The following is an 11,895-nucleotide window of genomic DNA, read 5'->3' as shown; positions in this document are numbered from 1 at the left end:
CACTTCAGCTTGTTTTTATTTTCCGTCGCCGCCTTACGACAAAATTAATTATATATTATGTTTTATAAAGTGTCAACATTTTTTTCGATATTTTTTTATTTTTTTTTATTTTTTCTACAACCCTAGTAAAATAGCCACTTCAGAACAATATTTTTCCTATGTTAATAATAAAAACACAGAAAAAATTTCTGTGTTTTTATTTATATATTAAATTAAAGTATTATATTTCTACTTAAAAACCTTTTCTATTTCTGCTTCTAAATTCTTGATGCTTTTTGAAGTCTTGTTGTCTTTCTTCACTATCTTTTAAGAATTTAGACATTATATCTTCGAATTTTTCTCCAGATTGAGCTTTTTTCTTTTCTTGCTTCCATTCAATTTCTGCTGGCTTTGCTGACTTTCTAACAACATTTGCTTGCTTTATTGATAAGCTTATCTTTCCATTATCATCTATTGATATTACTTTCACCTTAACTTTATCTTGTTCATTAAGATGCTCTCTTATATCTTTTACGAAAGAATCTGCTACTTCAGAAATATGAACTAATCCTGTTTTCCCTTCAATTTCTACAAAAGCTCCAAAGTTAGTGATATTTACTACTGTACCCTCTAATATGTTTCCTGCCATTAAGGTCATGTTACAAAGAATCCTCCTTAAATTTTATTAATATATGTTATTAAAATAATAACCTCTTTGATATTAAATAATACTATTCTTAAGGCTCTAAACTTTCTATAACTTGCTCACCATCTTTGATTAACCCTAATCTTTCTCTAGCAAGCTTTTCTATATACTCATAATCAGATTGAGCACTTTCAACTTCGGCTTGTAACTTTTCATTTTCTTCTTTTAGCTGATTTAGATTCTGTCTTTCCACAGAAAGACTTTCTTTAATTCTTTTTAGAGCAATTCCTTGTCTAACCAGACTAAATATAAATACAGCAAAAATCACAACTATAATTACTTTATTTATTGTAAGCCTCTTTTTCATAAAATAGTACCTTCTTTTATATATAATATAAGTATATTTTAAACATTATAATTACTTTATTCAAGTAATTTTTTGAGTATTTATCTTTTTCCTGTAATAAAAGAAAAAATTAATTTTGCACCATAGCTTATGTTTTTTAACAATATCCTTACTACCTTTGAAATAATATCAAATATAGACCTTTCAATAGATATAAATGTTGGACTAATAAACTTCATATAAATGAATATTGCTAAGATCATAAATATATATACATATGCCCCTAAAAAAGCATAATCAGTATATAACAAGAATGTAAATACTATCATTGCTGCTAAAATACTAAACAATATATCTTCAATAACAAGGATAGGTTTTGGTATCTTGCTTCCTCTAATAATTCTATATAAATCAAACATTCCACCTGTTAATAATCCTGATAAAAACGAATATACTATTATACTAAATTGAATATTTATTGGTAATGGCATGGTATCACCTATTTAAATAGTCTTCCAATTATACTTTCTTTTTCTTTCTTAATTTCCTTGCTACTATATATCATTGCACTTATTTCTCCCACAATGATAACATCACCATTTTGTACATCTAGTTTATTCATTTTTAACCCTAAACCTTTTATTGTTAAAGGACCTAATTTAGTATTTAGCATTATTTTTTCTTCATCAAAGCTTATTACTTCAACTATTCCAGTCATAGTAAGTTTTTTTCTACATTCTAAAACTAAGTTTCCTCTATTATCTTCTAGCTTACTATTTTCAACCTTTTTCTCCATTATCTACTCCCCCATATATTCCTTATTTAAAATATATGAAAGTAGACTATAATTTATTCTTTATCTTCTTCCCCTTCAATTATTATATACATTTCTTTTGCTTCTTCTTTTCTAACATGCTCAGCTATATTAACTATCTTAGCTTTAAGCTTTCTTGTAGCAAAAGTAATTTCAATTATATCTCCTTCTTTAACATCTGTAGATGGTTTTGCAACCTTGTCATTTATAGCAACTCTTCCATTTTCACATGCTTCCTTAGCTACAGTTCTTCTTTTAATTATTCTAGATACTTTTAAATATTTATCTAATCTCATTTTCTCTTCCTCCAAATATTTCTTTATTATATTTATTTTATTATATTTTTTCTACATATTAAAATAAAAACCCGAGAAAAACTCGGGTTTTTATAAATAAATTATTTGTTTACTCTATCTTTAAATTCTTTACCTGCTTTGAATACTGGAACTGTTGATGCAGGAATAGTGATAGTTTCCTTAGTTCTTGGGTTTCTACCTTCTCTAGCAGCTCTTTCTCTTGTTTCAAAAGTACCAAATCCTATTAATTGAACTTTATCACCATTTTCTAAAGCTTCTTGAACTGAATCAATAAATGCCTTTAATGCACTTTCTGCATCTTTTTTAGTTAATTGGCTTTTTTCAGCCATGCTAGTAATTAATTCTGCTTTATTCACAATTACATCCTCCTTAAATAAACAGCTATTTTTATTGTAGTTAACTGTTATAACTATGTACTATAACTACATTACCTTATTATATAACCACTTTTATTACTAGTCTATAGCAATACAGCTATTTTTCTATAAAAATGTAGCTATCGCAACATTTTCATGTAGCATAGTCCAAATAATATTCTTTAAAATAAATATTCTCTATAAATCTTGAAATTCCTTTTAACAAACTGTATTAATTATTCGTTAATTTTTGCCTCATCCCAAAATTTATTTAGTTCATCAATAGATACGTCCTTCATGGATTTATTATTTTGCAACACTTTATCTTCTACGTATTTAAACCTTCTTGCAAATTTTTTGCTTGCTTTATTTAAGGCTTCCTCTTCATCTACCTTCAATAATCTAGCTAAATTTACACATGCAAACAGTAAATCACCAACTTCATCTATTATTCTTTCCATATTATTAGAATTATATTCATTTAATATTTCGTTTAACTCTTCTTGAACTTTAGCTGCTGCCTCTAAAGCATTCTCAAAGTCAAATCCAACCCTTGCTGCCTTCTTTTGTACCTTATGTGCTTTTAATAAAGCTGGTAATGCATTTGCTATAGCATCTATCTCCTCTGATATAGTGTTAAACTTCTTTTCTTGACTCTTAATATCATCCCAGTTCTTAAGTACATCTTCACTTGTATCTGCTATTGCATTGCTAAACACATGTGGATGTCTATATATCATCTTGTTGCAGACTCCATCCACAACCTCAGAAAGATTGAAATATCCATCTTCCTCTCCAATTACCGCATGGAAGATTACATGAAGAAGCACATCACCTAATTCTTCTATTAATAAGTCTATGTCATCTTTTTCAATTGCATCCATCACTTCATAGCATTCTTCTAATAACTGATTTTTAATGCTCTCATGAGTTTGTTCTCTATCCCATGGACATCCATCTTCACTTCTTAATGTTCTTATTAAATTTACAAGATCATGCACATCTTTTTTATTATCAAGGTTTTTAGGAATGTATACAGATGTAAGATAATCTATATCTTCTTGCATATCAAGTTCATATAGAGGTATCTTTCTTACACTTTCCTCACCCTTTATCCCTGCTGCTCTTACATAATATATTTCTGTATCATCATTATAATACTCTAGAAGCTCTAACTTTACTTCTGAAGCTATAAGAGGATTATACACTTGTGTTATAATTGTTCCTATTCTTTTATCAAGAACCTGATTTTTGATATCAAAGGCATCTATAACCTTTAACCCTTCTATTGGATCAATCTTAAGAACATCCATCATTGCATCAATAAAACTTACTGCTGGTAATATTTCATATGTTATATTATTTTCATCACAAAGCTTCATTAAGTTAAATACAGATCTTTCTGCTACAAGGGGATGCCCTGGAACAGCATATACAAGATCTCCTTTTTCTTTGTAATTGCTAATTAAATCCTTTGCTATCTTTTCATAAACTTCATCAAAACTATCGCTTGTTTCATAATAGTTATCACATGTGTTAAAACCATTTAGTTTTTCTTTTAAATAATCAACGGTAGGATGCTTTTCTGTTCTAAAGAAAAGATTATCACTATCTTCTAATGCTTTAATAGCTCCATATGTTAATGCTTCTGGAGCTCCTGGCCCAAGACCTACTATCTTTATCATAAGCTTTTCTCCTTCTGTATTGCTTTTAATTATTTTTTAACTAATCTATCTTTTATCTCTTCCAAACGAAAGACTTTCAAAAGCATAATTGCTATCATATATATAATAATACCCACAAATATTGCTAATAAGCAAGAAATACTCTCATTTTCTATAGACTTCATTACTTTTACATAAGTCATTACTACGCCTGCTGACATAGCAAGTGCCGCTGCAAGTGGCTTGAAAAAGCAATTATAATAGTCTATAGATATCTTTAATTTGCCTTTTAAAGATATCATATTAAGCACTGCCACAGTTATATATGCACCTATGCTTGCTATTACTGCTCCATAAATATTTATCTTAGGTATTGGTACTAAATACCACGTTAGAAGAACTTTTACCAAACATCCTGCAAATAAATTGATAACAGGTCTTATATAATGATTTGATGCTTGTAGAACAGATGTAGATGTCTGAGTAATTATTATAAATGGTATGGAAAGTGAAAGGTATCTTAATATTTCTATTCCTTGATAATTCTTAAAGAAAATTAATTTCATGATAGGCTCTGCTAAGAAGAATAATCCTAAAGCGCTTGGAAAAGCTATCACTGCTGACAGCTTCATAGACATATTTATCTTACTTTCCATGCTCTTCTTTTTATTTAGTATAAAACTTTCGGCAATGATTGGTATTAAAGAAGTACCAATGGCCATAGATATTGTTAATGGTATATTTACTAAAACTGATGCTTTTCCTGTAAGCTGCCCATAAAGTATGGTTGCATTAGCTTCGCTTATACCACTTAATAAAAGCTTTTGTGGCACCAGTATTGAATCTATCAAACTCATTATTGTTCCAACTGTAGTTCCTATGGAAATTGGAATAGCTATTTGAAGTATTTTATTTAATATTTCAGGATTGCTCTTTATTTTCTTTATTCCATTTTCCTTTTTAATTTCAGAATATTTAATATATAAATATGCTAATGCTAATACACCTCCACCTGCTGCACCAAGTGAAGCACCACCTGCTGAATATTCAATACCTTTTGGCAAAAGAATTATTGCCATCCCTACGCCTACTATAACTCGTCCCATTTGTTCTAATATTTGTGAAACCCCCGTATGTGTCATGTTCTGCATTCCTTGAAAAAATCCTCTAAACACATTTACAAATGATATCATCATAGGGGCAAAGGAAATTGCTATTAATGAATAGTATGATTTAGGATTCCATTTAAGAAAGGATATTATAGGTTTTGCAAAGAAGAATAATAATAAAGACGTGCCTATACCTAATATTGCCATTAAATAAACTGATTCTTTAACAACTTCATAACTTCCCTCAATATCTCCCACAGCATTTTTTTCAGAAATCATTTTAGAAATAGCAATAGGTACTCCTGAAGCCATTGCTACAAAAAACATATATAAAGGATATGATAATTGATAATATCCAATTCCAGTATCGCCTATAAGCATTATTAACGGCCATCTAAAAAAGAAGCCTAAAAATTTCGCGATAATTCCTGCTAGTCCAAGAATTATGCTACCTTTAATCAAAGATTGCTTCTTCATATTTAATACCTCCAAACTTATATTACTAATTAATTCTTATTTCAAGCCTAGAGGTATTATGACTTTTATTTTTTCTTTTCCTCCTTTTACCGTAATTTTTCTTTGTATTTTAAAAATTTTTATTGTTCCATTTGTTTTCCTAAAAAAGCTGCTGCAGTTTCTGCAAGTTTCAATTCTATCTCACTGAACTTTTCTCCAGGAGTTTTAGAAAGTATCATTACTGCACCAATAGCATCACCTTCAGCTATGATAGGAGCTATAACTTGATTGCTATACTCACCTGCATCTTCATCATTATGTAGAGGTATAGTCTTGCCTTCTTCAACAATTAAGGTGGCTTTTCTTCCATCCATAATTCCTTCTAATTCATTGCTGATTTTTCTTTCTATATAATCTTTTTTTGATGCACCACTTACTGAAACAAAGGCATCTTTATCTGATATTAATATTATATGTCCAATTGCTTGCTGTAAGCTTTCTGCATATTCCTTTGAAAAATCAGTTAATTCACCAATTGGTGAATACTTCTTTAATATTACTCCACCTTCTCTATCTGTAAAAATTTCTAAAGGATCCCCTTCTCTTATTCTTAAAGTTCTTCTTATTTCCTTTGGTATTACTACTCTTCCTAAATCATCAATACGTCTTACAATTCCAGTGGCTTTCATCTCTACGAGCTACCTCCCTTTTTAATTTAACTTGTATTTACGCTATTATTATTTGGAGTATTAGAAATTTTATGCACTTATACCCATTATTTATAATGGGCTAAAGAGGATTTAATTCTAACCTATTCCAACATATTTAAATTCTGAATTCTCAGTAATGAATAATAAATTAAAGAAATTTTTATCTATATTTATACAAAAAAATAGTGCAGAAAATTAATCCTGCACTATTACTAATTATGAAAGCTTATTTTCATAAGTTTTAACTTTTAATTCTTTTTTCCATTCTTCTAATGTAGTGTTATAAACTTCTTTTTTCTTTTCATTTAATAGCTTTTCTTTAATGCTGTCTTTAACTTCATCAAAGCTTTTAACTGTTGACTCTTTTACAACATTTGTAGCTTTTATTATATGATATCCAAAAGAACTCTTAACTGGAGCTGAAATTTCACCTTCTCCAAGTGCTGCAAGTCCTGCTAAGAAATCTGTATCATAGTTTGCTTGATCATAAGCAACTGTTCCTAAAGATTCTGATATAGGATATACTCCAGCTGCTTTATTTCCTGAATATTGTTCAAATAACTCATCAAATGATACTTCGCCAGCATCAATTTTAGCCTTTGCTTCATTAGCTTGTGCTAAAGCTTCAGCATCTGCTGCATCCTTATCTTCATTATCAGACTTAAATAATATATGGTTTGCTGTAGCAGATGGTTTTGTTGTGTAATTAGCTATATTAGTATTATAGTATTGTTCCACTTCTTCATCAGATATAGTAACATCTTTAGTCATATATTCTGTTACTATTTCACTAATTACTTGAGTTTTCATAAATTCTTTGAAAGTTTCATCAGTATATCCATAATACTCTAAAGCTGATTTGAATGCTTCTTCTCCACCATAAACACCTTTTAATTCTTCTGTTTTTTCACTTATTTTACTTTCTAATTCTTCATCTGAAGGAATTAAATTTAGTGCTTTTGCTTTTTGAGACATTATCTGTTCATTAACTAATTGATTTAAAACTTGAGTTCTTACAGTCTTTAATTGCTCTTTTAAAGATTCAGGTATAGATGATTCATAATCTTGCCCATAAGTTTGTTTTAAATTGTCTATATCAGCCTTTAACTCTGAATCAACATCTCCAAGTGTTATATTAGTATCTCCAACTTTAGCTAATACAGTCTTAGCTTTTGATTCAGCTGTTTGTTCTATCATATTGCAGCCTACAACTGATAATGACATAACAGATACCATAGCTGCTGCTACTAATTTCTTTACTTTTCCCAAAGTTACTCCCTCACTTTACATCTTTTTTAAGTATCTACGTCTAAGTATAACAGTATTATTGCTTTTATTCAATTTTTATAGTGTATTTTTTTTGTGAATTTTCACTTATATCTTCTAATAATTTTTTATAGTATTCTAAAGCAGTTTCTTTTTTTATATTTGCTAACTTTATTGCAAATGATGGTGTTTCTCCAAAATACAATATCACATCATCTTTATACTGATTTAGTAATACACTATATATATCTTCAAAGCCTTTATATCCCTTAACAAACTTAAATCTTAACTCTTTGGCAGTTTCTTTTATATCTTCAATATACAAGCCTTTACATATACTCTTTATATATGCTATATCCATCAAATTATAAACCGAATCAGGAATACTAGAGTATCTATCTTCTAATTCACTTTTTATCTCCATAAAGTCATTGATATTTTCAATGGCTGCAATCTTCTTATAAACCTCAATTTTTTGTATTTCATCAGTTATATATGATGATGGTATAAATGCATCTACCTTTATATCTACTGATGTTTCTATAGGTTCATTTTCAATTTCACCTTTTATTAATTTTATAGTATCTTCTAGCATCCTACAATATAAATCATATCCAATACTAGCCATATGTCCATGCTGAGATGAACCCATCATATTTCCTGCTCCTCTTATTTCCAAGTCCCTCATGGCAATTTTAAAGCCTGATCCAAGCTCAGTGAAATCCTTTAATGCTTTCAGTCTTTTTTCAGCTACTTCTGTAAGTATCTTGTCTTTGGTATAAATAAAGTAAGCATATGCTATTCTATTAGCTCTTCCAACTCTTCCCCTTAATTGATAAAGCTGAGAAAGGCCCATTTTATCTGCATTATGAACAATCATTGTATTAACATTTGATATATCAATACCAGTTTCAATAATTGTAGTACATACTAAAACATCATATTCCTTATTCATAAAGGCTATCATTTCTGTTTCTAATTCTTTTTCTGTCATTTGACCATGCATAATACCAACTTTACATTCAGGTACAAGATCTCTAATGTAATTGGCCATACTATCAATGCTTTCAACTCTATTATAAACAAAGTAAACTTGACCACCTCTGCCTATTTCCCTAAGTATTGCATCTCTTATAAGTTGATCGTTTTGCTCAACAACATACGTCTGAATAGGATATCTATCTTCCGGTGGTGTTTCAATCACTGATATATCACGCACTCCTGTAAGTGACATATGAAGCGTTCTTGGAATAGGAGTTGCACTTAATGTAAGTACATCCACATTCTTTTTCATGCCCTTTATTTTTTCTTTTTGAGCAACACCAAACCTTTGCTCTTCATCAACAATAAGTAATCCTAAATCCTTAAATACAATATCTTTTGATACAAGCCTATGAGTTCCTATTAGTATATCCACATTTCCTTCCTTTAAAGCTTGAAGGGTTGCCTTTTGTTGCTTTGGTGTTCTAAACCTGCTTATCATATCTATTTTTATAGGGAAATCGGAAAATCTTTTAATAAAATTATTATAATGCTGATCTGCTAAAATAGTGGTTGGCACCAAGAAAGCAACCTGTTTTCCATCCATTACAGCTTTAAAAGCAGCTCTTATGGCAACTTCAGTTTTACCGTATCCAACATCACCGCAAAGCAATCTATCCATTGGTTTATCTGATTCCATATCTCTTTTTATTTCTTCAAGTGACGCTAATTGATCTGGTGTTTCTTCATATGGAAACTCATCTTCAAACTGTCTCTGCCACTCAGTATCTTTTCCAAAGCTATGGCCTTTAAGAGTTGCTCTTGCTGCATAAAGCTTCACTAAATCCTGAGCAATTTCATTGATAGATTTTCTTGCCTTTGCTTTTGCCTTCTGCCATTCTGCTCCGCCTAACTTATTAATCTTTGGTGAGTTTCCTTCACTACCAATATATTTTTGTACTAAATCAAGTTGGTCTACTGGTACATATAGCTTATCACCCTTATCATAAACAATATCTAGATAATCTCTAGTGGTTCCACCTGCTGCCATTTGCTTAATTCCCTTATAAACACCAATTCCATGGTTTGCATGAACTACATAATCACCTGGCTTTAACTCTGCAAAGCTGGTTATCTTAGCAACACCTTTTTTTCTTACTGCCTTGCCAGAACGTTTTCTTCTTGTCTCACCAAAAATATCTTTATCTGAAATAATACTAAGTTCTAATTCTGGATAATCAAAGCCTCTAAGAAGATTACCAAAAGTAATTACTACTTCTCCAGCTTCAATTTTATCTATTGAATCCTTATAAGTGCTAAAAATTCCTTTTTCCATAAGGGTTTTTACTAGCCTTTCACCTCTTGGTCTTGTCCCTGCAAGTATGACTGTCTTATATTTCTTTTCCTTACGTTCCTGAATATCTTCAATAAGCATATTCAACTGGCCATTATATTTATTTAAAGTAACTTCCTCAAAACCAATATCTACAGTATTAAATAAACCGTCGCTTTTATTTAAGAATGAACTTAATGTTATAAGACTACTATTTTCTAACTTAGACTCCAGCTCTCCTTTATTTAATAAAAGACTATTTTGTGATGGAAGTATATCGCCTCTTTGTAGAAATGACATGTAGTTTTCATTAAACTCATAATAAATGCTTTCCATTTTTCCTGAGCTTCTTTTAAAATCATCTACTACAAAAGTATATCCCTGTAAATAATCAAAGAAGCTATCTAATTTTTCATAGAAAAATGGTAAATAGCTATCAATGGTTTCAAAATAATAAGTATTATTTAGAAGTTCAATATTCTTTCCTACTATTCCCTTTATTTTTTCAACACTCTCTTTGTTTTCTTTAGATACATTTGCAATTACTTTTTTTAATTCTTCGTTAATATTCTGTACTGCCCTACTTCTACATTCATCATCTACAATTACCTCTTTAGATGGAAAAATGCTAAATTCTTCAACCTTTTCAATACTTCTTTGAGATTCCGTATTAAATGTCCTTATGGAATCTACTTCATCACCAAACAATTCCACTCTATATGGGTATGCAGATGTAGGAGGGAATACATCAAGTATCCCTCCTCTAAATGAGAATTCACCTTTTCCTTCAACAACTTCCACTCTTTCATAACCACATTGAAGAAGACTTTTAGATATTTCTTTTAAATCAATATCATCTCCCGTCTTTATTATCATACTATATCTTAAATAATACTCTTTCGGAGTATATAAAGATGTAAGTGCATCTATAGAAGTAACTATTATCTTCTTTCTTTCGTTCTGTAATATTTCCTTTATTACCTTTAACCTTGCCCATCTTAAATCTCCTGAAATAGCATCTACATTATAAAACACTACTTCTCTCACTGGAAAATAAAAAACATCAGTTGTATAAAAACTTAAATCTTCATATAAATTTTTGGCATCTACATCGCTATGTGTTACTACCACCATAGAATTATCATTTTCTTCAAATATTCCATTTATAATGTAGCTTTTACCTGACTCTGATATGCCATATATATTTATAGGAAATGTTTTTTCTGAAATTTTCTCAGTTATTGATTTAAATTTCATATTATCCTTTAAGGGCTGCATTACCCCCTGTAATCTCATTTATACACACCTTCCTTAAAAGTTTAAACACACTTTAAAGCATCAAATCCGTTACACTTATTCATGGCTTCCTTAGTATCTTTATCTATCATTATTTCCACAGCTTCTGTCACTGCCTTTAATGTCTTAGCTAAAATTTCATTTTCATCTTTAGAGAATTTTCCTAAAACGTGTGAAACTAAATCTCCCTTTGGAGCTCCCACACCAATTTTAACTCTTGGAAATACATCTGTTGATAAATTAGCTATGATGCTTTTTATCCCATTATGTCCTCCGTGACTTCCTTTTTCTCTTATTCTAAGCCTTCCAACAGCTAAGCTTATATCATCATATAAAACGATAATCTCTTCATTGGAAAGTTTATAAAAATTAGCTACCTCCCTTATGCTATCCCCACTTAAATTCATATATGTAGTTGGCTTTAATAAGATTACTTTTTTCCCTTTTATAAATCCTTCACCAAAAACACCTTTAAATTTTTCCCTATTTAGTTCTATATTATACTTATCGCTTAAATAATCTATTGCTTCAAATCCTATATTATGTCTTGTTCCTTCATATTCTTTTCCTGGATTTCCTAATCCTACTACTAAATACATTCTGTCAATTCCTCTCTGTACTA

At 29.8% G+C, this 11,895-nt stretch carries 12 protein-coding genes; all 12 read right to left on the bottom strand.

The window, feature by feature from the left end:
- Positions 1-232: 232 nt before the first annotated feature.
- The 12 genes from Q5O44_RS13690 to pth all read right to left on the bottom strand — a co-directional run bounded on the left by Q5O44_RS13690 (position 233) and on the right by pth (position 11,872).
- Positions 233-637 (bottom strand): S1 domain-containing RNA-binding protein, encoded by a 405-nt coding sequence (locus Q5O44_RS13690; RefSeq protein ID WP_022169008.1) that lies wholly within the window; start codon positions 635-637, stop codon positions 233-235.
- A 79-nt stretch (positions 638-716) separates the two neighbouring features.
- Positions 717-992, bottom strand: a complete 276-nt coding sequence (locus tag Q5O44_RS13685; protein ID WP_022169007.1) for a septum formation initiator family protein — start codon at positions 990-992, stop codon at positions 717-719.
- Between the two features lie 80 nt (positions 993-1,072).
- Positions 1,073-1,462: a spore cortex biosynthesis protein YabQ gene (yabQ, locus tag Q5O44_RS13680; protein ID WP_022169006.1), complete on the bottom strand. Its 390-nt coding sequence runs from the start codon at positions 1,460-1,462 to the stop codon at positions 1,073-1,075.
- A gap of 8 nt (positions 1,463-1,470) precedes the next feature.
- Positions 1,471-1,767 carry a sporulation protein YabP gene (gene yabP / locus Q5O44_RS13675; RefSeq protein ID WP_022169005.1) on the bottom strand — a complete coding sequence of 99 codons (297 nt, stop codon included), beginning with the start codon at positions 1,765-1,767 and terminating at the stop codon, positions 1,471-1,473.
- Between the two features lie 53 nt (positions 1,768-1,820).
- A complete protein-coding gene (locus Q5O44_RS13670) occupies positions 1,821-2,081 on the bottom strand; it encodes an RNA-binding S4 domain-containing protein (protein ID WP_022169004.1) in 261 nt (86 codons plus the stop codon).
- Between the two features lie 101 nt (positions 2,082-2,182).
- Complete coding sequence (locus Q5O44_RS13665) at positions 2,183-2,458, bottom strand: HU family DNA-binding protein (protein ID WP_022169003.1); 276 nt, start codon at positions 2,456-2,458, stop codon at positions 2,183-2,185.
- A 236-nt stretch (positions 2,459-2,694) separates the two neighbouring features.
- Positions 2,695-4,143 carry a nucleoside triphosphate pyrophosphohydrolase gene (mazG, locus tag Q5O44_RS13660; RefSeq protein WP_022169002.1) on the bottom strand — a complete coding sequence of 483 codons (1,449 nt, stop codon included), beginning with the start codon at positions 4,141-4,143 and terminating at the stop codon, positions 2,695-2,697.
- A gap of 29 nt (positions 4,144-4,172) precedes the next feature.
- Positions 4,173-5,708 (bottom strand): polysaccharide biosynthesis protein, encoded by a 1,536-nt coding sequence (locus Q5O44_RS13655; RefSeq protein ID WP_022169001.1) that lies wholly within the window; start codon positions 5,706-5,708, stop codon positions 4,173-4,175.
- Between the two features lie 119 nt (positions 5,709-5,827).
- Positions 5,828-6,376 carry a stage V sporulation protein T gene (spoVT, locus tag Q5O44_RS13650; protein WP_022169000.1) on the bottom strand — a complete coding sequence of 183 codons (549 nt, stop codon included), beginning with the start codon at positions 6,374-6,376 and terminating at the stop codon, positions 5,828-5,830.
- Between the two features lie 237 nt (positions 6,377-6,613).
- Positions 6,614-7,666 (bottom strand): peptidylprolyl isomerase, encoded by a 1,053-nt coding sequence (locus tag Q5O44_RS13645; protein ID WP_022168999.1) that lies wholly within the window; start codon positions 7,664-7,666, stop codon positions 6,614-6,616.
- Positions 7,667-7,730: 64 nt separating this feature from the next.
- Positions 7,731-11,273: a transcription-repair coupling factor gene (mfd, locus tag Q5O44_RS13640; RefSeq protein ID WP_022168998.1), complete on the bottom strand. Its 3,543-nt coding sequence runs from the start codon at positions 11,271-11,273 to the stop codon at positions 7,731-7,733.
- A 23-nt stretch (positions 11,274-11,296) separates the two neighbouring features.
- Complete coding sequence (pth, locus tag Q5O44_RS13635) at positions 11,297-11,872, bottom strand: aminoacyl-tRNA hydrolase (RefSeq protein WP_022168997.1); 576 nt, start codon at positions 11,870-11,872, stop codon at positions 11,297-11,299.
- Positions 11,873-11,895: the final 23 nt, after the last annotated feature.

It is taken from the genome of Clostridium sp. CAG:221, assembly GCA_000435835.1.
Taxonomy (GTDB): Bacteria; Bacillota; Clostridia; order Clostridiales; family Clostridiaceae; genus Clostridium.
The sequence above is the reverse complement of the archived record's forward strand: the minus strand, read 5'-3'. Positions and strand labels throughout refer to the sequence as shown.

Coding starts and splice junctions, on each gene's coding strand:
- Q5O44_RS13690 (WP_022169008.1), bottom strand. CDS start 637: ATGACCTTAATGGCAGGAAACATATTAGAGGGTACAGTAGTAAATATC.
- Q5O44_RS13685 (WP_022169007.1), bottom strand. CDS start 992: ATGAAAAAGAGGCTTACAATAAATAAAGTAATTATAGTTGTGATTTTT.
- yabQ (WP_022169006.1), bottom strand. CDS start 1,462: ATGCCATTACCAATAAATATTCAATTTAGTATAATAGTATATTCGTTT.
- yabP (WP_022169005.1), bottom strand. CDS start 1,767: ATGGAGAAAAAGGTTGAAAATAGTAAGCTAGAAGATAATAGAGGAAAC.
- Q5O44_RS13670 (WP_022169004.1), bottom strand. CDS start 2,081: ATGAGATTAGATAAATATTTAAAAGTATCTAGAATAATTAAAAGAAGA.
- mazG (WP_022169002.1), bottom strand. CDS start 4,143: ATGATAAAGATAGTAGGTCTTGGGCCAGGAGCTCCAGAAGCATTAACA.
- Q5O44_RS13655 (WP_022169001.1), bottom strand. CDS start 5,708: ATGAAGAAGCAATCTTTGATTAAAGGTAGCATAATTCTTGGACTAGCA.
- spoVT (WP_022169000.1), bottom strand. CDS start 6,376: ATGAAAGCCACTGGAATTGTAAGACGTATTGATGATTTAGGAAGAGTA.
- mfd (WP_022168998.1), bottom strand. CDS start 11,273: ATGAGATTACAGGGGGTAATGCAGCCCTTAAAGGATAATATGAAATTT.
- pth (WP_022168997.1), bottom strand. CDS start 11,872: ATGTATTTAGTAGTAGGATTAGGAAATCCAGGAAAAGAATATGAAGGA.